This is a genomic window from Bacillus sp. PK3-037, from assembly GCF_054161355.1.
Genome location: NZ_CP096408.1, coordinates 3,638,331 through 3,661,124, shown reverse-complemented (window position 1 = coordinate 3,661,124; position 22,794 = coordinate 3,638,331). Strand labels below are relative to the sequence as shown.

At 46.5% G+C, this 22,794-nt stretch carries 24 protein-coding genes; 21 read left to right on the top strand and 3 right to left on the bottom strand.

The genetic code is table 11. The features are described from left to right. Positions 1-129: 129 nt before the first annotated feature. The 6 genes from M1D69_RS18915 (at position 130) to M1D69_RS18890 (ending at position 5,428) form a co-directional block, all read left to right on the top strand. Positions 130-1,563: a PTS mannitol transporter subunit IICB gene (locus M1D69_RS18915; protein ID WP_458105201.1), complete on the top strand. Its 1,434-nt coding sequence runs from the start codon at positions 130-132 to the stop codon at positions 1,561-1,563. Between the two features lie 24 nt (positions 1,564-1,587). Further along, positions 1,588-2,019, top strand: coding sequence for a PTS sugar transporter subunit IIA (locus M1D69_RS18910; RefSeq protein WP_458105202.1), 432 nt, complete (start codon positions 1,588-1,590; stop codon positions 2,017-2,019). 1 nt (position 2,020) lies between these two features. Next, positions 2,021-3,142 carry a mannitol-1-phosphate 5-dehydrogenase gene (locus tag M1D69_RS18905; RefSeq protein ID WP_458105203.1) on the top strand — a complete coding sequence of 374 codons (1,122 nt, stop codon included), beginning with the start codon at positions 2,021-2,023 and terminating at the stop codon, positions 3,140-3,142. A gap of 87 nt (positions 3,143-3,229) precedes the next feature. Continuing rightward, entirely contained in the window at positions 3,230-4,294 is a 1,065-nt protein-coding gene (locus tag M1D69_RS18900; RefSeq protein WP_458105204.1) for a tartrate dehydrogenase, read from the top strand. 124 nt (positions 4,295-4,418) lie between these two features. After that, the gene (gene sipU, locus M1D69_RS18895; protein ID WP_458105205.1) at positions 4,419-4,979 is read left to right on the top strand and encodes a signal peptidase I sipU; all 561 of its coding nucleotides are present in this window, start codon (positions 4,419-4,421) and stop codon (positions 4,977-4,979) included. Between the two features lie 56 nt (positions 4,980-5,035). Beyond that, positions 5,036-5,428 carry a 3-hydroxyacyl-ACP dehydratase FabZ family protein gene (locus tag M1D69_RS18890; protein WP_458105206.1) on the top strand — a complete coding sequence of 131 codons (393 nt, stop codon included), beginning with the start codon at positions 5,036-5,038 and terminating at the stop codon, positions 5,426-5,428. A gap of 35 nt (positions 5,429-5,463) precedes the next feature. Here the strand turns inward: M1D69_RS18890 and M1D69_RS18885 are convergent, their stop codons facing one another. Continuing rightward, a complete protein-coding gene (locus tag M1D69_RS18885; protein ID WP_024120240.1) occupies positions 5,464-5,628 on the bottom strand; it encodes a hypothetical protein in 165 nt (54 codons plus the stop codon). 131 nt (positions 5,629-5,759) lie between these two features. On the opposite strand from M1D69_RS18885, the gene M1D69_RS18880 reads away from it, so the two are divergent. The 9 genes from M1D69_RS18880 to M1D69_RS18840 all read left to right on the top strand — a co-directional run bounded on the left by M1D69_RS18880 (position 5,760) and on the right by M1D69_RS18840 (position 13,181). Beyond that, a complete protein-coding gene (locus M1D69_RS18880) occupies positions 5,760-6,509 on the top strand; it encodes a Cof-type HAD-IIB family hydrolase (protein WP_024120241.1) in 750 nt (249 codons plus the stop codon). Positions 6,510-6,714: 205 nt separating this feature from the next. Next, a complete protein-coding gene (pxpA, locus tag M1D69_RS18875) occupies positions 6,715-7,482 on the top strand; it encodes a 5-oxoprolinase subunit PpxA (RefSeq protein WP_458105207.1) in 768 nt (255 codons plus the stop codon). Between the two features lie 18 nt (positions 7,483-7,500). Further along, positions 7,501-8,715 carry an NRAMP family divalent metal transporter gene (locus M1D69_RS18870; protein ID WP_458105208.1) on the top strand — a complete coding sequence of 405 codons (1,215 nt, stop codon included), beginning with the start codon at positions 7,501-7,503 and terminating at the stop codon, positions 8,713-8,715. A 23-nt stretch (positions 8,716-8,738) separates the two neighbouring features. Then, complete coding sequence (locus M1D69_RS18865) at positions 8,739-9,512, top strand: putative hydro-lyase (RefSeq protein ID WP_458106116.1); 774 nt, start codon at positions 8,739-8,741, stop codon at positions 9,510-9,512. A 44-nt stretch (positions 9,513-9,556) separates the two neighbouring features. Next, complete coding sequence (gene pxpB, locus M1D69_RS18860; RefSeq protein WP_458105209.1) at positions 9,557-10,279, top strand: 5-oxoprolinase subunit PxpB; 723 nt, start codon at positions 9,557-9,559, stop codon at positions 10,277-10,279. 2 nt (positions 10,280-10,281) lie between these two features. Further along, positions 10,282-11,289, top strand: a complete 1,008-nt coding sequence (locus M1D69_RS18855) for a 5-oxoprolinase subunit C family protein (RefSeq protein WP_458106117.1) — start codon at positions 10,282-10,284, stop codon at positions 11,287-11,289. 16 nt (positions 11,290-11,305) lie between these two features. Further along, positions 11,306-12,058 (top strand): IclR family transcriptional regulator, encoded by a 753-nt coding sequence (locus tag M1D69_RS18850; protein ID WP_458106118.1) that lies wholly within the window; start codon positions 11,306-11,308, stop codon positions 12,056-12,058. A 63-nt stretch (positions 12,059-12,121) separates the two neighbouring features. Beyond that, a complete protein-coding gene (locus M1D69_RS18845) occupies positions 12,122-12,763 on the top strand; it encodes a GDSL-type esterase/lipase family protein (protein ID WP_458105210.1) in 642 nt (213 codons plus the stop codon). Between the two features lie 172 nt (positions 12,764-12,935). Then, a complete protein-coding gene (locus M1D69_RS18840; protein WP_326057934.1) occupies positions 12,936-13,181 on the top strand; it encodes a YczI family protein in 246 nt (81 codons plus the stop codon). A gap of 2 nt (positions 13,182-13,183) precedes the next feature. Here M1D69_RS18840 and M1D69_RS18835 read toward each other — a convergent pair whose 3' ends face one another. Beyond that, the gene (locus tag M1D69_RS18835; RefSeq protein WP_458105211.1) at positions 13,184-13,474 is read right to left on the bottom strand and encodes an antibiotic biosynthesis monooxygenase family protein; all 291 of its coding nucleotides are present in this window, start codon (positions 13,472-13,474) and stop codon (positions 13,184-13,186) included. A 150-nt stretch (positions 13,475-13,624) separates the two neighbouring features. On the opposite strand from M1D69_RS18835, the gene M1D69_RS18830 reads away from it, so the two are divergent. From M1D69_RS18830 to M1D69_RS18815, 4 genes are all read left to right on the top strand, one after another. After that, positions 13,625-15,631: a penicillin-binding transpeptidase domain-containing protein gene (locus M1D69_RS18830; protein WP_458105212.1), complete on the top strand. Its 2,007-nt coding sequence runs from the start codon at positions 13,625-13,627 to the stop codon at positions 15,629-15,631. A gap of 97 nt (positions 15,632-15,728) precedes the next feature. Further along, entirely contained in the window at positions 15,729-16,631 is a 903-nt protein-coding gene (locus tag M1D69_RS18825) for an aldo/keto reductase (RefSeq protein ID WP_458105213.1), read from the top strand. 190 nt (positions 16,632-16,821) lie between these two features. Then, the gene (locus M1D69_RS18820) at positions 16,822-18,906 is read left to right on the top strand and encodes a BglG family transcription antiterminator (protein WP_458105214.1); all 2,085 of its coding nucleotides are present in this window, start codon (positions 16,822-16,824) and stop codon (positions 18,904-18,906) included. 210 nt (positions 18,907-19,116) lie between these two features. Next, entirely contained in the window at positions 19,117-20,628 is a 1,512-nt protein-coding gene (locus tag M1D69_RS18815) for a class I adenylate-forming enzyme family protein (protein WP_458105215.1), read from the top strand. Between the two features lie 17 nt (positions 20,629-20,645). Here the strand turns inward: M1D69_RS18815 and M1D69_RS18810 are convergent, their stop codons facing one another. Continuing rightward, positions 20,646-21,242: a class I SAM-dependent methyltransferase gene (locus M1D69_RS18810; RefSeq protein WP_458105216.1), complete on the bottom strand. Its 597-nt coding sequence runs from the start codon at positions 21,240-21,242 to the stop codon at positions 20,646-20,648. A gap of 151 nt (positions 21,243-21,393) precedes the next feature. Between M1D69_RS18810 and M1D69_RS18805 the strand changes: the two genes are divergently transcribed. Further along, positions 21,394-22,254 carry an SDR family oxidoreductase gene (locus tag M1D69_RS18805; RefSeq protein ID WP_044161809.1) on the top strand — a complete coding sequence of 287 codons (861 nt, stop codon included), beginning with the start codon at positions 21,394-21,396 and terminating at the stop codon, positions 22,252-22,254. 14 nt (positions 22,255-22,268) lie between these two features. Continuing rightward, the gene (gene lyxE, locus M1D69_RS18800; protein WP_458105217.1) at positions 22,269-22,772 is read left to right on the top strand and encodes a D-lyxose ketol-isomerase; all 504 of its coding nucleotides are present in this window, start codon (positions 22,269-22,271) and stop codon (positions 22,770-22,772) included. Positions 22,773-22,794: the final 22 nt, after the last annotated feature.

Genomic DNA, 22,794 nt, shown 5'->3' with positions numbered 1-22,794 from the left:
GTGTGCCAAAGTCCTCTTTACTTTCAATTGTGCACACGTTGTAAGCGTTTTAATATAGAGTCAAAGGGAAGCATCATTCTCTTACATTATCATTCTTTTAGCGACAAACAAAACAGGGAGGGTTTATATATGCAGCAAGAACAGCAGCAAGGCGGCATGAAAGTGAAAGTTCAGCGCTTTGGCAGTTATTTGAGCGGAATGATCATGCCGAATATCGGCGCGTTTATCGCGTGGGGCATCATTACCGCTTTGTTTATTCCGGCGGGATGGTTTCCAAATGAACAGCTGAACACGCTTGTCAGCCCAATGATCACGTATTTACTGCCGCTTTTGATAGCGTATACAGGCGGAAAAATGATTTACGACCACCGCGGCGGAGTCGTCGGGGCGACGGCGGCAATTGGGGTAATTGTCGGGTCGGATATTCCGATGTTTTTAGGTGCGATGATCATGGGTCCGCTGGGCGGATACCTCATTAAACAGACTGATAAATTGTTCAAGGATAAAGTCAAACAAGGCTTTGAAATGCTGATCAACAACTTTACAGCAGGGATTGTCGGCGCGGCTTTAACGATTCTCGCGTTTTATGCGATCGGCCCAGTCGTTCTAACGTTAAATCAATTACTGGCGACCGGTGTAGAGGTCATTGTAAACGCTAATTTGATGCCTGTTGCAAGCGTTTTCGTGGAACCGGCGAAGGTCTTGTTCCTAAATAACGCGATCAACCACGGTATCTTAAGTCCGATTGGAATCGAGCAGGCAGCCGATACCGGAAAGTCAATTCTGTTTTTAGTAGAAGCAAACCCTGGACCGGGGCTCGGCATTTTGCTCGCGTATATGTTCTTTGGAAAAGGCTCTTCAAAATCAACGGCTCCTGGAGCGGCAATCATTCATTTCTTCGGGGGGATTCACGAAATTTACTTCCCGTACATTTTAATGAAGCCGGCATTGATTCTGGCAGCGATTGCAGGCGGAGCAAGCGGACTCCTGACGTTCTCTATCTTTAACGCCGGTCTGGTCGCAGCTTCGTCACCAGGCAGCATTATCGCATTGATGGCCATGACGCCAAGAGGCGGATACTTCGGCGTATTGGCAGGTGTATTAGTAGCTGCGGCTGTTTCGTTCATCGTATCAGCAGTGATCCTGAAATCTTCAAAAGCAAGCGAAGAAGACCTCGCTGCCGCAACAGAAAAAATGCAGTCCATGAAGGGGAAGAAAAGCCAAGCTGCCGCTGCTTTAGAGGCAGAACAAGCAAAAGCTGAGGAAGCGTCTGAGCTGTCTCCTGAAAGCGTCAATAACATTATTTTCGCATGTGACGCCGGAATGGGCTCGAGCGCGATGGGGGCTTCGATTTTAAGAAACAAAGTCAAAAAAGCAGACCTGGATATCAGTGTGACCAACACGGCGATTAACAATCTGCCGAGCGATGCGGATATTGTCATTACCCACAAAGACTTAACAGATCGAGCAAAGGCAAAGCTGCCGAATGCGACGCACTTATCAGTGGATAACTTCTTAAACAGTCCGAAATATGACGAGCTTATTGAAAAGCTAAAAAAGTAATCTCATAGAAAGAGAGTGATACTCATGCAAGTACTCGCAAAAGAAAACATCAAACTCAATCAAACGGTTGCAACAAAAGAAGAAGCAATCAGATTGGCGGGCCAAACGCTGATTGACAACGGCTATGTGACAGACAATTATATTGATAAAATGTTTGAACGGGAAGAAACATCTTCTACCTTTATGGGGAATTTTATTGCCATCCCCCACGGCACAGAAGATGCCAAAAGCGAAGTGCTTCACTCAGGGATTTCAATCATTCAAATTCCTGGCGGAGTAGAGTATGGAGAAGGAAACACAGCCAAAGTCGTATTCGGCATTGCCGGAAAAAATAACGAGCATTTAGACATTTTGTCTAACATCGCCATCATCTGCTCAGAAGAAGAAAACATTGAACGCCTGATTTCTGCGAAAAGCGAAGAAGATTTGATCGCGATTTTCAACGAGGTGAACTAGCATGATTGCCTTACATTTCGGCGCGGGAAATATCGGGAGGGGCTTTATCGGTGCGCTGCTTCACCACTCCGGCTATGATGTGGTGTTTGCGGATGTGAACGATACGATGGTCAGCCGCCTTAATGAAAAACGGAAATACACGGTGGAGCTCGCTGAAGAGGGTCATTCATCAGAGGTGATCGGCCCGGTCAGCGCCATCAACAGCGGCAGCCAGCCGGAGGAGCTGTATCGGCTGATCAATGAGGCGGCGCTCATCACGACGGCTGTCGGCCCGAATGTATTGAAGCTGATTGCCCCGTCTATCGCAGAAGGCTTAAGACGAAGAAGCTCTGCCGACACACTGAATATCATTGCCTGTGAAAATATGATTGGCGGAAGCAGTTTCTTAAAAAAAGAAGTATACAGCCACTTAACAGAGGCGGAGCAGGAGGCTGTCGGCAACACTGTCGGATTCCCGAATTCCGCGGTTGACCGGATCGTGCCGATTCAGCATCATGAAGATCCGCTCAAAGTGTCGGTTGAGCCGTTCTTTGAATGGGTCATCGACGAATCAGGCTTTATAGGGGAAACACCGGCAATAAAAGGCGCGCTGTTTGTTGATGATTTAACGCCGTACATCGAACGAAAGCTGTTTACCGTTAATACCGGCCATGCTGTAACGGCCTATGTCGGCTATCAGCGCGGATTAAAAACGATAAAAGAAGCGATCGATCACCCGGAAATCCGCCGTGTTGTTCACTCGGCGTTGCTTGAAACCGGTGATTATCTCATCAAAACGTATCATTTTAAGCAATCAGAACAAGAGCAATATATTAAAAAAATCATCGGCCGCTTTGAAAATGAATTCATCACCGACGATGTGACCCGTGTGGCGAGATCGCCGCTCAGAAAGCTTGGAGAAAATGACAGGCTTGTAGGTCCGGCGAAGAAAATCAAAGAGCCGAATGCGCTGGCTGAAGGCATTGCTGCGGCGCTGCGATTCGACTTTGCCGGTGATCCGGAAGCGGTCGAGCTGCAAGCGCTGATCGCGGAAAAAGGATACAGCGGAGTGCTTCACGAGGTGTGCGGTATTCCGTCTCATGAACCGCTGCATGCCACCGTTTTAAAAAAACTGAATCAATAACCGGACCCGTGACTATACGTCACGGGCTTTTTTTACCATCTCGCCATCTAGTATAATAGAAAACGCTTACGATAACAGGGGAGGAGAATGACGATGAAACAATTCGAGATTGCGGCAATACCGGGAGACGGAGTAGGAAAAGAGGTGGTAGCCGCTGCTGAGAAAGTGCTTCACACAGCAGCTGAGGTGCACGGAGGTTTATCATTCTCATTTACGTCATTTCCATGGAGCTGTGACTATTATATGGAGCACGGCGAAATGATGCCTGAGAACGGAATACATACGCTCACTCAATTTGAAGCGGTTTTCTTGGGAGCGGTCGGAAATCCGAAACTGGTTCCCGACCATATTTCCTTATGGGGGCTGCTGCTGAAGATCCGGAGAGAGCTTGAGCTTTCTATTAATATGAGACCGGCCAAACAAATGGACGGCATCACGTCGCCTCTGCGGCATCCGAACGATTTTGATCTAGTGGTGATTCGCGAGAACAGTGAAGGTGAATACAGTGAAGTCGGCGGACGCATTCACAGGGGTGACGATGAAATCGCCATCCAGAATGCCGTGTTTACGAGAAAAGCGACAGAACGTGTCATGCGTTTTGCCTTCGAATTGGCGAAAAAACGGCGCGGTCATGTGACAAGCGCGACAAAGTCCAACGGCATTTATCACGCGATGCCGTTTTGGGATGAAGTCTTTCAGCAGACTGCCGCTGATTACAGCGAGATTGAAACGTCATCCCAGCATATTGATGCGTTGGCCGCTTTTTTTGTGACGCGTCCGGAAACGTTTGATGTCATTGTGGCAAGCAACCTGTTCGGCGATATTTTAACCGACATCAGCTCAAGCCTGATGGGAAGCATTGGCATTGCGCCGTCTGCGAACATGAACCCGTCCGGCAAGTACCCATCCATGTTCGAACCGGTTCATGGCTCAGCTCCTGATATTGCCGGCCAAGGCCTTGCCAACCCAATCGGCCAGATTTGGACAGCGAAGCTGATGCTTGACCATTTCGGAGAGGAAGAACTGGGGGCAAAGATCCTCAATGTGATGGAACGAGTCACGGCTGACGGCATTAAAACACGCGACATTGGCGGACAAAGCACGACGGAAGAGGTCACTGACGAAATTTGTGTGCGTTTAAGAAACTTATAAACATGCAGGCCGGGACGAATGGTTGCTCCGGCCGTTTACAAAAATTTTAACAGATCACTAACCAAAAAGATCCAAATGCTGTATAATGACATGGAATTCTTAGGAAGGTATCAGGTGGAAGAAGTTGAACGCAAAAACGATTACATTAAAGAAAAAATCAAAAACCAAATGGATTGTACTCAGTACTGCATGTATTCTAGCTTTCATTTTCATGATCAGAATGGCGTTTTATATGCCCTATCTCGTTGAAGGTTCATCAATGGCTCCGACGCTAAAAGACTCAGAACGAATTTTGGTTGACAAAGCAGCCAAATATACGGGCGGGTTTCATAGAGGCGACATCATCGTGGTTCGTGACGAAAAGAGCGGCCGTTCATTTATAAAACGGTTAATCGGTTTGCCTGGCGACTCCATTATCATGAAGGATGATCAGCTATACATAAACGGTAAGAAAGTCGACGAACCATATCTAAAGGAGTATAAACAAGAAATGCAAGCGTCAGGGGAAAATCTCACGAGTGATTTTGAAGCTGAGGTTCCTGCCGGCAAATATTTTGTAATGGGAGATAACCGTCTTAATTCGATGGACAGCAGAAACGGAATGGGGATGCCTTCTGATGAAGATATCATTGGGACTGAGTCTCTTGTCTTTTATCCGTTCAGTGAGATAAGAGCAGCAAAATGAATACATACGCAAAAAAGCGATAATGCTTGATGAAATGAAAGAAAGGGTGGAGAACGATGAAACCATATATGCTGCCTCACCGCTACCCATTTTTATTAATTGACGGCGTGACGGAAAGCGAGCCCGGCAAGCATGCAGCTGCTTATAAGCTGGTCAGTGAGAACGACTGGTTTATCACTGACACGCAAACAGAAATGCCGTTTTCACTTGTAATTGAAGCACTTGCGCAAACCGCGGCTTTTACAGGGATTACAGATGAGAACAGCTTGGGCTTATTGTCATCCGTGAAGAAAGCGGAAAAGCTGGGCGCGGCCATACCCGGTGACCGGCTTGATCTTACGTTTGAAGTCACCCGCAACCGGCGCGGATTTGTGTTTGGACATGCCAAGGCGTCAGTGGGCGGGCAGCCTGTTGCTGAAGCTGAAATCGGCATCTATATTGAAACATGAAAAAAACCCTTCACTACGATTTGTGAGGGGTTCTATTATTTCGTATCGTAATCCCGTTCGCTTTGTGAGTCATCTCGTTGCTGCCGCTTTTGTTTTTCATCATTCATGTTCTCCTTCAGCTCTTCATTCGGTATCGGATCGGTCAAGTCATTATGTTCGGGGTTTTCATTAGGTCGGTTCTGCTGTTTTCTCTCTTTCATGTTTTATCACCTCACCATTTGTTTTCCTCTAATGTCTCCACTTGAAACATGTGAAATGGCTGTTTTGTTCCGCTGGGTATAATGTATTAGAATAGAATCAGAACAACTAAAAGATAAAGAGAGGTACATATATGTCTGTTCAAAGAGAAGATGTGAATATCAAGCTGATTGCTATTGATATGGACGGAACACTGCTGAATGACGAGCAGCTGATTTCAGACGAAAACCGCAACGCGATTCGTGAGGCGGAGGATAAAGGCGTTTACGTGGTCATCAGTACGGGCCGGACGCTGATGACGTGCCGGGAGCTGGCTGAGTCGCTGAAGCTGTCATCTTTTTTAATCACGGCTAACGGCAGCGAAATCTGGGACTCGAATTTTAATTTAGTGGAACGCAAGCTGCTCCACACGGATCATATCAAAATGATGTGGGATTTGCGGAATAAGCACAACACTAATTTCTGGGCTTCAACTGTTAACAAAGTGTGGAGAGGCGAGTTCCCGGAAAACATCACTGATCATGAATGGCTTAAATTCGGATTTGACATAGAGGATGACGACATCCGAAACGAAGTGCTGGCGGAGCTCAGAAAAAATAAAGAGCTCGAAATCACAAACTCAAGCCCGACAAACATCGAGGTCAACGCGCTCGGCATCAACAAAGCCGCAGCCCTTGCGAAGGTTTCTGAAAAACTCGGCTTTACGATGGAAAATGTCATGGCGATGGGCGACAGCCTGAATGATATCGCGATGATCAAGGAAGCGGGGCTGGGCGTAGCGATGGGCAATGCTCAAGACGTCGTGAAGGAAACGGCTGATTGGATCACTGATACAAATATAGAAGATGGCGTCGCTAAAGCGATACGCCATTGGGTACTATAAGAAAAGAGTCCTGAGATAAGGACTCTTTTCTTTTTTTATCAGGGAGATTTTCTTCTAGGACCATGGTAGGTTTTCTAACAAAGTTATTTCACAAACTGATATGATTGAATATAATGAAATAAAGTTCAAAAATTCGGAATAGTCGTTCCGAATTTCGGAACAATAAAATACATAAAGCAATCGTTTGCTTGGCAGGAGGGATTCTGTGTTTCAAGTTGATTTAAATTGTGATTTAGGGGAAAGCTTTGGAGCCTATACGATAGGTCTTGATCAAGATATTTTAGAGTTTGTCACTTCAGCGAATGTCGCATGCGGATTTCATGCAGGGGATCCAAGTGTCATGCGGAAAACAGTTGCCCTTGCTGCTGAAAAAGGCGTGAAAATCGGCGCTCACCCGGGACTCCCGGATTTGCTCGGCTTCGGCCGTCGAAATATGGCGATTTCTCCAGAGGAAGCGTATGATCTTGTGGTTTATCAAATTGGCGCCTTGTCAGGGTTTTTAAAAGCGGAAGGACTTCACATGCAGCACGTCAAGCCGCACGGTGCTTTGTACAATATGGCCGCAGTCGATCAGAAGCTATCGGACGCCATTGCAAAAGCTGTCTGCAAGGTCGATCCAGGACTTATTCTTTTCGGCCTTGCTGAGAGCGAGCTTGTAAAAGCAGGAGAACGGATCGGGCTTCAAACAGCAAGTGAAGTGTTCGCCGACAGAACATACCAAGCGGACGGCACACTGACACCGCGTTCTCACCCTGATGCGCTGATTGAAAGCGACGATGCCGCTGTCAGCCAGGTGATCAAAATGGTAAAAGAGGGAGCGGTCAAATCCCAGCAAGGACATGATGTGTCCTTAAAAGCAGATACGGTTTGCATTCACGGAGACGGTGCCCATGCGCTGACGTTTGCGCGAAAAATACGAAAAGAGCTTAAAGCGGCCGGAATCGAAGTGACTGCTATTTCAGCGCAGAAGTAATCAGAAGGAGGAAAATAGATGGAGCAGCAGAAAAAAACAGCAGGAAAAAAAACGGGCAGCTGGTCGTTGCTGATGGGGGCCGCCTTCTTAATGGCGACATCAGCAATCGGCCCGGGATTCCTGACACAAACCGCAACATTCACAAACACACTCGCGGCAAGCTTCGGTTTTGTTATTTTAATCTCTATTATTTTAGATATTTTTGCCCAAACCAATGTATGGCGCATCATCGCGGTTTCTGGAAAACGCGGTCAGGAAATTGCGAATATGGTGCTTCCCGGACTGGGGTATTTCATCGCCATTCTCGTCGTGCTTGGCGGCCTGGCTTTTAATATCGGGAATATCGGAGGTGCCGGGCTCGGGCTTCAAGTCTTATTCGGTATTACACCAGAAACAGGCGCCTTAATCAGCGCCGTCATCGCCATTCTGATTTTTGTCATCAAGGAAGCAGGAAAAGCGATGGACCGCTTTACGCAAATCGCGGGTTTCGTCATGATTATTTTAACTGTCTTTGTTGCGGTCACCACAGCGCCGCCGGTCGGACAGGCTGTGGCTAACACGTTTGCCCCTGGACATATCAGTATATTCGCAATTGTCACATTAGTCGGCGGAACCGTCGGGGGATATATCACATTTGCCGGCGGACATCGTTTGCTTGATGCAGGGATTAAAGGCAAGGAATCCATCCCCCAGGTGACAAAAAGCTCAGTTATCGGCATTTTAATTACATCCATCATGCGGATCGCCCTTTTCTTAGCTGTGCTTGGCGTTGTGTCAAAAGGCCTGCACATCGACGAAAGCAACCCTGCGGCGTCTGTCTTCAAGCTTGCTGCTGGAAATGTCGGTTATAAAATTTTCGGATTGATCATGTGGTCTGCGGCGATTACATCTGTTATTGGGGCAGCCTATACATCTGTTTCGTTTTTCAAAACCTTTTCTCCAAAAATTGAAAAGAATTCGCGCGGTATTATTATCGGTTTTATTGTCGTTTCTACATTAGCCTTCGTCACCATCGGCCAGCCGGCGAAAATTCTCGTGCTTGTCGGATCTCTGAACGGTTTGATTCTGCCGATTGCGCTTGGAACGCTGCTTATTGCCGCATATAAGAGAAACATTGTCGGTGATTATAAGCATCCGCTTTGGCTGACAGGCTCAGGTGCACTGGTTGTCATCGTCATGGCGATTATGGGCGTCTACACGTTATTTACACAACTTCCTCAATTGTGGAGCTGATAAGAGTGGATCATTTGAACAAGATGGCGCCAAGAGATGTGCGCGCGTTTATTCGAGAGGGGAAAATAAACGGGCCGACCGCCGGAATGTCAGGCGGCTATGCTCAAGCGAACCTTGTGATTTTGAAAAAAGATCTGGCATTTGACTTTCTGCTGTTTTGCCAGCGGAATCCAAAACCCTGTCCGGTGCTTGATGTGACGGAATCCGGTTCGCCTGTGCCGTTGCATGCAGCGCCGGATGCGAATATTAGAACGGATTTTCCGAAATACCGTATTTACAGGCACGGTATCTTAACGGAAGAAGTATCTGATATTACGCCATACTGGGAGGACGATTTTGTCGGCTTTCTGATCGGATGCAGTTTCTCTTTTGAACAAGCATTGATCAATAATGGAATACCCGTCAGACATATCGACGAGGGGACGAACGTTCCAATGTACAAAACGAATATAGATTGTGTTCCGGCGGGGCCGTTTCATGGACAGATGGTTGTCAGTATGAGACCGGTTCCTGAACGGCTCGCTGTACGCGCCGCACAGGTGACCTCGCGCTTTCCGGCTGTGCACGGAGGACCGATTCATATCGGCAATCCAAAAGCGATCGGCATACAGGATTTGAGCAACCCAGATTTCGGAGATGCCGTTTCTGTTCGTGAAGGCGAGGTTCCTTTATTTTGGGCATGCGGGGTAACTCCGCAAGATGTGGCTATGAATGTAAAACCTGAAATGGTCATCACACATGCGCCGGGGCATATGCTCATCACAGATATTCGAGACGAGTCGCTTGCGGTGCTGTAACTTCTCGTCCTCCTGATGAACGAGAAATAAACGAGGTGAGAAAGATGACTGAACGATTACAAATCGAACAGCTCGGTGATTCTGCAATGATGATCCGATTTGGAGAAGAAATAAGCGCGCAAGTAAACGGTCTTGTCCATGCCGCTGCCGCTTATATAGAAGAACAGCCGTTTCCGGGATTCATTGAATGTATCCCGGCTTTTACGAGTCTTACCGTATTTTATGATATGTATGAAGTGTATAAGCATTTGCCTCAAGGCATCAGCTCGCCTTTTGAGAAGGTGAAACGCGATGTTCATGAGCGGCTCGGAGAATTAACGGCTGATTATGAAAGCAGCCGCCGCGTCGTTGAAATTCCCGTCTGCTATGGCGGTGAATTCGGGCCTGATTTAGAAGAGGTGGCGAAGATCAATCATCTGACACCCGAAGAGGTCATTGAGATTCATACAGGCGGTGACTATGCGGTGTATATGCTGGGTTTTGCACCGGGGTTTCCTTTCTTAGGCGGGATGTCCAAACGTATTGCAGCTCCAAGGAAATCATCGCCAAGACCATCGATTCCCGCCGGTTCAGTCGGAATTGCGGGACTGCAAACAGGTGTTTATCCGATTTCGACACCAGGCGGCTGGCAGCTGATTGGAAAAACGCCGCTGGCTCTATTCCGGCCGCAGGAAAACCCGCCAACGTTATTAAGAGCAGGAGATATTGTTACATTTGTCCGCATCTCAGAGGATGATTATCACGCCTATAAGGAGGAGTCCAATTGAGCATGAAAGTGTTAAAGCCCGGACTGCTCACAACGGTTCAGGATATAGGCAGAACGGGGTATCAAAAATACGGCGTGCTGGCAAGCGGCGCCATGGACACGGTGTCGCTTCGAATTGCCAATCTGCTGATCGGAAACAGCGAAAAAGAAGCCGGCCTTGAAATTACGCTGATGGGTCCCGGCCCGTCGCTTTATGTGTCAGAACCAATGCTGATTGCTGTAACAGGAGCGGACTTTACCCTGCGTGTGAATGATGAGGAAGCGCCCCTTTGGAAACCTGTGCTCGTTAAGGGAAACAGCACGGTCACCTTCGGCCCCTGCAAACTCGGCAGCCGCGCTTATGTAGCGACAGCCGGCGGCTTCAATGTACCTGCTGTGATGGAAAGCAAAAGCACGTATGTCAGAGCTGGCATCGGCGGATTTCGCGGAAGAGCGCTTCAGAAGGAAGATGAACTGCCGATTGGAGAGATGTCATCTCTTTCGAAAACCATCGTCTCCCGCTTGAACCAGCACCTTGGCCAGCGAGGATTTGCGGCGCCGAATTGGTCAGTCAGCCGATACAGATTTCTGCCGTTAAAAAAGAATCCGGTGATCCGAGTGCTGGAAGGAAAACAATTCTCTTTTTTTACAGAAGAATCGAAAACCCGGTTTTATGAAGAAACGTTTCGTGTCACTCCGCAGTCCGATCGTATGGGCTACAGGCTCAAAGGGGAACCGCTTGAATTGAAGGCGCCGCTTGAGATGGTGTCAGAGGCGGTTACATTTGGAACAGTTCAGGTGCCGCCTGACGGCAATCCGATTATCCTGCTTGCAGACCGCCAGACGACGGGAGGTTATCCGAGGATCGCTCACATCATTTCAGCTGATCTTCCGATTGCCTCGCAAATCATGCCGGGTGAGCACGTCCAATTTGAGCCTGTATCCCTTCAAGAAGCGGAAGCGCTTTTCATTGAACGGGAAGCGCATCTAAAAGAACTGAAAACAAGAATGAAAATGGAATGGCTGACATAACAAAGGGGATGGAATGATGCAGAATAAAAACAAAACCGTAGTGAAATCTATGGCGCTGCTCAATTTGTTTTTGCATGAACCAAGCCTTACTTTAAGCGAACTCGTTTCCCTGTCAGGAATGCCGAAAACCTCTGTTCACCGAATGGTCAGCTCACTGGAAGAAATGGGGTTCCTCAATCGAGACCCATCCGGCGTTTATACGCTTGGACTGGTGTTTTTGGAATTCGGACAGCTTGTCGCGGACAGACTCGATATCAGAAAAATAGCCAAGCCTGTGATGGAAGAGCTTTGCCGCGAAGTAGATGAAGCCGTTCATTTGATCATGAGGGACGGAAATGAAGCGATCTATGTGGAGAAGATTGAAGGGACACAGACCGTTCGACTTTACACTGCAATCGGCCGCCGCTCTCCGCTGTACGCCGGGGCATGTGCCCGAAGCATTTTGTCCTTTCTGCCCCGTGAAGAAATTGAAGCGTACATCAAACAGACAGAGCTCCTTCCGATCGGTTCAGGGACCATTACAGAACCGTCAAAGCTTCTTGAGGCGATTGAGACCTCGGTGCAAAATGGCTATACCGTCAGCTATTCAGAACTCGAAAACTATACGGCCGCTATTGGCGCTCCGATTTTTAACCATCATCACCAGGTGGCGGCCGGCATCAGTATTGCAGGGTTTGAAGCGAGATTTACAGAAGACAGGCTGCCGTACTTAACGGAAAAGGTAAAACAAGCCGCTTTACAGATTTCCAGAAAAATAGGGTATCCATAAGTAGCCGATCTTTTCTCTGCTGCGTACATTAACGTATCGACGTTCATGAGTGGAGGAAAAATCATGGTGCTTCAGTATACAGCGCTCGGAGATTCTCTAACGACGGGGAGAGGCTCTGGGCTGTTTTCTGCAGGATTTGTCCAGCGCTTCAGAGACATGATGGAAGCCGATCTGAAATCAAAAACAGCCGTATCGGTTTTCGCCAAATCCGGTCTTGATACAGAGGAAATCCTCGGGCTCCTGTCATATCCCTATGTGCAAAAACAAATTCAAGCCGCTGATATGATTACGATCACAGGGTGCGGAAATGATCTCATTGAATCTGTATTATCCTATCAATCTTCTAAGGATGAAACGATTTTCAGACGTGCGTCCGCGCATTGTCATGAGAATTTTGAAAAGATGATTGCCCAAATCGCCAACATCAAAGGGTCAGATCCATCACCTTACGCCATCCGTGTTTTTAATTTATACAACCCGTTTCCCGGCATTGGCATTGCTGATCAATGGATTACTTCATTTAATTCGCATTTGAAAACGCTGGCATCAGCGCCTCATGTGAAAATCGCTGACGTTTACAGTGTCTTTAAAGGGAAAGAGCAGGAATACCTGTCTTTCGACGGTGTCCATCCGAATAGCAATGGCTATCAGGCAATGGCCGAAGTGCTCCGAGGAATAGGTTATCGAGAATTATCAGTTTCATAGAAAACGCGCATGATCACTGGCGCGTTTTTTTATATGAATTCAAATATTAAAAGAAACTTAAATTTCCCCGTCTCATGTTCTATATACAAAAAAAGTGCGCTAGAATAATGGAGGGCAAAGGCAAATATAGGCATAACGCTCAATATTTCGTATATAAGGAAGGATGGTCCTTTTGTTTCGCATTTTTAAAATGTCTTTTGCGGTTATCATTATCATACTGGCGCTTATCGCTTTTAACTATACGGAACACACCTCTGTTATCCAATCGGTCATGCTCGTCTTTCTTGGTGCGGTCATGTTTATGCAGGGGCTTGAAGAGCGCAAAAAAGAAAACGACAGCTCAGGAGCATTTAACATCTATACTGCCGTTTTCGTTTGGTCTGTTTCTCTCATCGGTTTTACGCTTTATATGATATAAATCTATGATACATCGAAAAAATGCTCAACCGTCGGGAACGGCGTATAGAACCGATGCAGCAAGGCTTTCCACTCTTTGTACTCGGAAGACCCGCGAAAGCCTTCAGTGTGGTCCTCAAGCGTTTCCCACTCTACGAGCAGCAGGTACTTATGTGTTTCTTCCATACATTTTGATAAAGAATGTGTGATGTAGCCCTTCATTCCGGCAATGATCGGCGCCGCCAGCCGGAACGCGTCCTCAAATTCTTGTTCAAGCCCCTCTTTAATATGAAGCATAGCTGCTTCTCTGACCATGCGATCCCTTCTTTCCTCTTTTCAAATAGTTTACAGGAAACGAAAGGAGATTTCTGCAAAATCGATGAACCTTTTCCTTCATTTTCAAAAAAATCTTGCGCGTACTAATTCATTTAAGAGAAAATAACAAGTGGAAGGCAGGGGAAAGTCATGTATAAAAAGTGTATTCTATTATTATTTCTATGTATCGGGCTGATCGGATTAATCGGATGCTCCAAAACAGATTCACCAGAGGACCGAATGGAAGCATTCGTAAAACAGTGGAACGATCAGCAATTCGATGACATGTATCAAAGCCTGACCAAAGATGTAAAAAAAGAAATCTCCAAAAAGGATTTCGTCAGCAGATATAAAACCATCTATGAGCAGGCAGGCGTAAAAAATCTGAAAGTCACTGCGGGAAAAGTGGACGAGGATGATAAAGACAATAAAACGATGAAGCACATCCCATACAAAGTCAGCATGGACACAAATGCGGGCAAAGTCAGCTTTAAAAATACCGCTGTGCTGAAAAAAGAAAAAACAGATGACGAGGAGTCATGGAATATAGATTGGGACCCATCGTTTATTTTCAAGCAGCTGGCTGATGACAAAACCGTTCAAATCGCCAGCATTGAACCGAAACGCGGCCAAATCTACGATAAAAACGGGAAAGGCTTAGCTGTCAACACAGATGTTCCGGAAATCGGAATTATTCCCGGAGAACTTGACGATAAAAAAGAAAAAGTCATAAAAGAGCTCGCGAAAAAACTGGATCTAACTGAAGATGACATCAACCAGAAGCTGAAACAAAGCTGGGTCAAAGATGATTCATTCGTGCCGGTCAAAAAAGTAAAACCGGACGAAGAAAAGTTAGTGTCTGAAGTGACGGCATTAAAAGGCGTCACAAGAACAAATGTCAGCTCGCGCTATTATCCGTATGGCGAAAAAACAGCTCATCTGACAGGCTACGTTCGCGCGATTACGGCGGAAGAACTGAAGAAAAAGAAAGACGGAACATACAGCGATACATCAAACATCGGAATCGCAGGTCTTGAAAATGTGTATGAAGACAAGCTCAGAGGCACAACAGGATGGAAAATCTACGTTCCGCAAACCGGCGAAGTCATCGCTGAAACGAAAGCGAAAGACGGTGAGGATCTACATCTCACAATCGATATCAAAACGCAAACAAAGCTTTATGACGAGCTGAAGGATGACAGCGGGACGGCTGTCGCACTGCAGCCGCAGACAGGTGAAACACTGGCTCTTGTCAGCGCGCCTTCTTACGATCCAAACGGATTTATCTTCGGATGGAGCGATAAAGAATGGAAAAAACTAAACGAAGACAAAAACAATCCGTTTTCTGCGAAATTCAACAAAACATATGCACCAGGATCCACGATTAAACCGATCGCTGCTGCTATCGGCCTGAAAAACGGCACGCTTAAAGCCGCAGAGAAGAAAACAATCAAAGGGAAACAGTGGCAGAAAGATTCAAGCTGGGGCGGCTACTCTGTTACACGAGTGTCTGACAGCCTAGAGCAAGTGGATTTGGAACATGCCCTGATCACATCAGACAATATTTACTTTGCGCAAAACGCGCTTGACATGGGAGCGGACACCTTTACAAAAGGCATGAAAACATTTGGGTTTGCAGAGGATATTCCATTTGAATTCCCAGTCCAGCAATCGTCAATCGCAAACGACAAGCTTGACTCAGACATTTTGCTTGCGGATACAGGCTACGGGCAGGGACAAATGCAAATGTCTCCGCTTCACCTAGCGACGGCTTACACGCCATTTGTCGATAATGGAGATCTCGTGAAACCGACGCTTATCAAGAAAGACTCACAAACCGCTGATGTCTGGCACAAACAAGTGCTCACAAAAGAAGGAGCCACCGATATTACAAAAGGATTGAAAGGCGTAGTCGAAGATGAGCGCGGGTCAGCGTATCAGCCTGTCGTAAAAGGAATCACTGTGGCTGGAAAAACGGGAACAGCCGAGCTGAAAAAATCAAAGGATGATAAAGACGGCACCGAAAATGGCTGGTTCGTCGGCTATGACTATAAAAACAAAGACCTGCTTGTCGCGATGATGATTCAAAATGTTCAAGATCACGGCGGCAGCCGCTATGTAGTCGAAAAAGCAAAAAAGCAATTTCAATCGAAATAAAACCTTTTTAACGGGAGTGAAAGGAAAAAGGGCGTCTGAGGCCGAATGATCTAGTAAGGGGCAAAAACCCGGTTTATAAAGAAAAGAGGGATTTTGCATGCAGCGTATTCATTTGGCGGAGGATCTTCAATTTTCAAGAGTGATACAAGGGCTTTGGCGTCTGAATGAATGGAACTATTCAGACGCTGAGCTGCTCAGTCTCATTGAGTGGTGTGTCGATCAAGGCATCACCACCTTTGATCATGCGGATATTTACGGGGGCTACACGTGCGAAAAAGGGTTTGGAAATGCTCTTGCCCTTTCACCCGGATTAAGGGAAAACATAGAGCTGGTCACAAAATGCGGCATCGTTCTTGAATCACCTGAGCGCCCTGCTCACAAATCGCACCATTATAATACGAGCAAAACACACATTCTCGCGTCTGTTGAACAGTCGCTTTTGAATCTCGGAACGGATTATATCGATGTACTGCTGATTCACAGACCGGACCCGCTCATGGACCCGGAAGGAGTAGCTGAGGCGTTTCATGCGCTGAAAAGCTCCGGCAAGGTCAGATATTTCGGTGTGTCGAACTTTAAAGGCTATCAATATCGGATGCTGGAATCGTATCTGCCTGAAAAGCTTGTCACCAATCAGATTGAGCTTTCCGCATATGAATTAGAAAATATTCAGGACGGCACATTGAACCTGTGTCAGGAAAAACGGATTTCTCCGATGGCCTGGTCGCCGCTTGCAGGCGGTAAAGTATTCGCCAGAAACACGGAAAAAGATCGGCGCATTCGCACGGCGCTTGAAACTGTTCAGGCTGAAATCGGTGCCGCCTCATTGGACGAGGTGATGTACGCATGGCTGTTCACGCATCCGGCCGGCATCATGCCGATTGTCGGAAGCGGAAAACGAGAGCGTATTTCCGCCGCGGTAAACGCCTTGGCGTATAAGCTTGATCAGGATCAGTGGTTCCGTATTTATACAGCCGTACAAGGCCGCGATATACCATAAAGAAAAAGCATCAGCATAACGGCTGATGCTTTTTCAATATTGTCACACCGCTTAGTGCCAAATTCCCATTAATAAGTGATTGAATCCTGTTTGAAAGCGCTTTATATTAATAAAGAAAACCTCTTTTTTTCCTCTTCCTATATCTCCATGCGACTTCATCCGCACATCACGAATGTCTGGAGGCCTTTTTATGTATATGACTGCAAGAGAACAAAAGCTTTTAAAGCATTTATTATTACTGAACCGGTATGTAACCGTAACGGAGCTGGCGGAGCTGATGGAAGTGAGCACCAGAACCATTCACAGGGAGCTGAAATCAATCAAGCCGCTGATGGAGACTATGGGGCTCAAGCTCGATAAACAGCCCGGCAAAGGTTTGAAGGCGGTAGGAAATCCCGAAGATAAACAAAAGCTGCTCACCGAGCTGTCACATGAACAGCATGAATACAGCGCCGACGAACGAAAACTGCTGATTCTCTGTTCGCTATTGGAGTCCCAAGAACCGGTGAAGCTGTATACGCTCGCTCATGATCTGCAGGTCACCAATGCTACGGTCAGCTACGATTTAGATGAGCTGGAGAAATGGATTTCTCCGTTCGGGTTAACACTGATCCGAAAAAGAGGCTTTGGCATCCAGCTGATGGGTCCGGAGAACGCGAAACGAAAAATTGTCGGCAATCTGATTGTGAACCGCCTCGACATCCAAATGTTTTTGGAAGCGGTTGAATTAAACATTAAAGGAAAAGCCGATTCCACCGAGAAGATGTTCGGGGTTGTCAGCAAAGGTGAGCTGTTAAAAATGGAGCGGATTTTATTCCAGCTGAAAGAAAAAATCGCATTTTCTCTATCTGACAGCTCCTATATAGCGCTTGTCGTTCATCTGACGTTTGCGATCGAACGCATTAAACTGGGCGAAACGATCAGCATGGAAGAGAGCGAGCTTGATGAACTCAAGAGTGCAAAAGAATACAGCTCCGCTCTTGAAATCGCGGGCGAGCTTGAACATGCTTTCGGCGTGACGATCCCGGAAGCGGAGGTCGGCTATATTACGATCCACCTGCGAAGCGCCAACCGCAAATACAAAACAGAATACAAAGCGCAGGAAATAGAGCTTGAAACAGCCTTGCAAACAAAACGGCTGATCGCTTTTATTTCAGAAAAAATCAGAATGGATCTGACGAAAAACTACTCTTTATATGAAGGATTGATTGCCCATTTGGAGCCGGCCATCAGCCGCATGAAAGAAAACATCGACATCTATAATCCAATGAAGGAACAGATCAAGCGCGATTATTTTCTGCTGTATATGGCGATAGAAGAGGGCGTGGAAAAATTCTTCCCGGACATGTCCTTTTCTGATGATGAAATCGCCTTTATCGTTCTTCACTTCGGTTCAGCGCTTGAAATCAAAAAAGAAGAAGCAAAAGTGAAAGCGCTTGTTGTCTGCTCAAGCGGAATCGGTTCTTCGAAAATGCTTGCTTCGAGATTGAAGAAAGAGCTGCCTGAAATTGAATCGTTTGATATGTCATCGCTGATCGAGCTTAAGGACCGCGACACTCATGCCTATGATATGATTGTGTCCACTGTGCCGATCCCTTATCCAAACGTCGATTATATTATGGTCAGCCCGCTTTTAAATGAGGAAGACGCAAACCAGGTGAAGCAGTATATCAAGCGGAAAATCCCGCTCATTCTTGAGAAAAAAAGAAGCCCGAAGGAAGAAACGCGGCAAGCCGACATCCCTGACATGCTGGCAGCGGCGGAAAGCGTGGGACGATACATGGCGGTGATTCAAGACGTCTTGCGCCATTTTTCACTCACTGAAATGCAAACAAAGACGGATCACGGCATGCTGCTGTTTGAGCTTTTTCAACAGCTGAAAAAGGATGGCCTCATCCGAGATCCGAAAAAAGCGGCGGATTGTCTTGCAGAACGCGAAAAACAAGGGGGATTGGGCATACCGGGTACAAACATGGCGCTGTATCATCTCAAAAATGATCATATCGTCCTGCCTTTTTTCAAAATTGTTGACCTCAGCACATCTTTTGAAGTCAATGGCATGGACGGAAATACCCTCGATATGACAAGAATTCTCGTCATGATGGCGCCGGCCACATTATCAGCTGAAGGATCAGAGATTTTGAGTGCGATCAGCTCTGCCATTATTGAAAGCGGAGAAAGCATGGCGGGCTTTCAGGAGGAAGGGGAACGAGAACTGTATCAGCGTTTAAACCGCATCTTTTTCACATGGATGAAAGAAAAAAACATCCCGTAACCACCCATTTCACACGCCAAAAAAAGGCGTGTGTTTTTGTATGGATGCAGCACAAAATAAAAAAATGCGGGACTATTTTATCATTCTGTAATGGAATAATTCCAAAATGAAATAGTTTTACAAGTTATCTTTTTTGGGTTAAAATGGGTGAGGTAAGGAAGACAATCTAACAAATTATTGAAGATTCAAGAGAATATAGGAGATGACAATATGGAAACATTACAGCATCTGATTCTGCATGACATGCCGGATAGCGAAGATATAGAAGCTGTAAAAAGCGGAGCCCACACACTGACATATGCAGCATATCACAAACGGATCAATCAGCTGGCGAATGCGCTGCTTCAAAAAGGAATTCAAAAAGGCGACCGTGTGGCTTTGCTTTGCAAAAATGGCCACCCCGCATCAACCATTATGTTTGCCGCACTTGAAATCGGAGCCGTTGTAGTGCCCGTCAGCTGGCAGCTGAAACCATACGAGATGACAGGCATTTTAAAAGCAAGTGAACCGAAAGCATTGTTTTACGGAACGGAATTTAAAGAGATAATGGATGAAGTGCTGCCTGAGCTGTCTTCTGTGCGTTTGATCATGGAAACAGGAACAGCGTATGAGACGTCTCCAGTGTTTGAGGCGCTTTTTGCAGGCCCTGATCATTTGCCGGAAGCAGAAACGGTTTCTCCGGATGATACAGCGCTTCTGATGTTTACGTCAGGGACAACAGGAAATCCGAAAAGATGCATGATCACCCATGGCGGTATATACAATTACGTATCAAAGTCAAATAGCTCAAGCGCACAAATGAAAAATCTGCGTTTTCTTGCGTGCCACCCGATTTATCATACGAGCGCGCTTATTTGTATCATGCTTGGAACGTTTGCGGGAACCACGTTTATTTTTACAAAGGATCAAGATCCCGTTCGTATGCTGAAGGTTATTGAAGAAGAAAAAATTCAAACGATTATGGCCCTTCCTGTGTTTTACACTTATTTGCTTGAGGCGTGGGAAGAACATCAAACCGATCTGTCCTCGCTCATCATTTTAATGACAGGCGGAACAAAAGTGCCTAGCAGCCTGATTCAGCGGTATCTTGATATCGGCATCCAGCTCGCTCACGGTTACGGAAGCACAGAAGCTTGGGGAATCAGCACATGGGTTCCTGAAATGGGAATGGATAAAGCGGCCTCTGCCGGTAAACCCGTTGCTGATGTTCAAGTCAAGGTAGAAAATCCTGAGACGAGAGAAGAGCTGCCGCAAGGTGAAATCGGAGAAATCGTTGTCCACAGCCCATTCTTATTTAAAGGCTATGAGGAAAACCCTGAAGCGACAGCAAAAGTGCTGCAAAACGGCTGGTTCAGAACCGGAGATTCCGGCTACTTGGATGAGGACGGCTTTATCTTCATCACCGGGCGCTACAAGGATGTCATTATTTACGGAGGCGACAATGTCTATCCTGATCAGGTGGAAGAAGTCATCCAGCAGATCCCGGGCATCCTTGAAACAGCAGTGGTCGGGATACCGGATCAGCTGTACGGAGAAAAACCAAAAGCCTTTATCGTCACTAACGGCACTCAGGAAATAACTGAAGCGGATGTCATTGCATTTTGTAAAGAACGCTTGTCCGCTTACAAAATTCCTGAAATCGAATTCGTAAAGGAACTTCCGAAAAATAATCTCGGCAAAGTGAAAAAAGACGTCTTGCGCAAGCAAGCCGTACATTCATAACAGAAAAAGCCCGTCATTTATGTGACGGGCTTTTTTGCGGTTGCACAGACTGAAAGCTCAGGTTTAATGTCTTTATATTGGATATCAATCTCTTTGAAGCCTGCCGATTTCAGGTCAGCAAGCATCTGTTTTCCGAACGATTCAGTTTTTTCAGGACCGGCATCCGCTTCCCGGGGCTGCATCGTAATGGCTGCTTTGCCGCCGGATTTTAAGGCTTGAAAAATCTGTTTGATGCCTTCTTGCTGGTCTTTCCAAATCGTGTAGTTGTTAACGGAAATGACTTTATCGTAATACGCGGCGGGGAGGGGGAACGTTTCAATGCTGCCCTGTATCAGGCGAACACGGTCTGTTTTTAATCTGTGTGCAGCCAGCTTCAGCATAGTTTCTGATACATCAATCCCATGAATATGAACGCTCTTTTTGCGTTTCAGCATCTGCTTCATGCAGTATCCTGGTCCAAAACCGACTTCTAGAATGCGGTCTCCGCGTGTTAAGCCAAGCTGATCTATTGTCCACTGATTCAGTGTTTTATTTTCAGCAGCCATGATGTATCCGGCAAGTATGCCGAACATCCCCTTCGGTCTGCTGAATTTTTTAGAAAGCATGTTAATCATTCAGCAACCTCCTTTTCACATCATTTTCCTCCTTGCGTTTCATGTGAAACATTTTTCTGATAAAGCATCCGAAGGTGCTCATCCATGTTTACCCAGAGTATGCACGAGGTACACAACAAATAGACATGAAAAACAAAGGAGGAGAATCATCATGGCAAACTATCCGAAAGAACTGCCGGCACAAACCCAAAATCGTCAGCCGGGAATCGAAAGCGAAATGAATCCAAGTCCGGTATATGAGTACGAGCATTATAAAGGTGCGGATAAATTAAAAGGAAAAGTCGCACTCATTACAGGCGGAGACAGCGGAATCGGACGTGCGGTATCTGTCGCTTACGCAAAGGAAGGCGCTGACATCGCCATTGTATACAAGGATGAGCAGGGAGATGCTGAAGATACAAAAAAACGCGTTGAACAAGAAGGCGTGAAATGTCTCTTAATCTCCGGAGATGTAGGCGAAGAGGAGTTCTGTAATGAAGCGGTTGAAAAAACAGTCAATGAACTCGGCCGTCTGGATATCCTTGTGAACAATGCAGGTGAGCAGCATCCGAAGGAAAGCATCAAAGATATTTCAAGCGAACAGCTTCACCGCACATTCAAAACAAACTTTTATTCACAATTTTATTTGACTAAAAAAGCAATTGATTATATGAAACCAGGCAGCGCGATCATCAATACGACATCCATCAACCCGTACGTAGGGAACCCGACACTGATTGATTATACAGCGACAAAAGGGGCGATCAACGCCTTTACAAGAACAATGGCGCAGGCGCTTGTCAAAGACGGCATCCGTGTAAATGCAGTAGCGCCGGGACCAATCTGGACGCCGTTAATTCCGTCTACATTCTCAGAAGATACAGTCGCTCAATTTGGGCAAAATACGCCGATGGGCCGTCCGGGTCAGCCTGTTGAGCATGTCGGCTGCTATGTGCTGCTGGCATCAGATGAATCATCCTATATGACAGGACAGACGCTGCATGTAAACGGCGGAGGCTTTGTGACGACGTAAAAGGGAGTGAGGAAATGAGCATCACGAAAGAAGAAGTAAACAGCTACTATCAAAAAGCCGGTATTGTCTTAACGGATGATGAAGTAGAACAAATTCAGCTCATGGACTACAGCTTAGGAAAAGAACGAAAAGTCGGGCTCCAGCTCTTTGTCTATGTGAATACAGACCGTTATTGTTCAAAGGAACTGGTGCTGTTTCCGGGGCAGACTTGCCCGGAGCATCGCCATCCGCCGGTTGACGGGCAGGAAGGCAAGCAGGAGACCTTCCGCTGCCGCTACGGAAAAGTGTATCTTTATGTTGAAGGCGAAAAAACGCAGCTTCCAAAGGTTCTTCCTCCTCAAGAGGATAGAGAATACTATACAGTCTGGCATGAGATCGAGCTTGAACCTGGCGGGCAATATACAATTCCGCCGAACACGAAGCATTGGTTCCAGGCCGGGGAGGAAGGCGCAGTCGTAACGGAAATGTCTTCGACTAGCACAGACAAACATGATATCTTTACCGACCCTAGAATGTAAGGATGAGGCTTAAAAAGCCCAT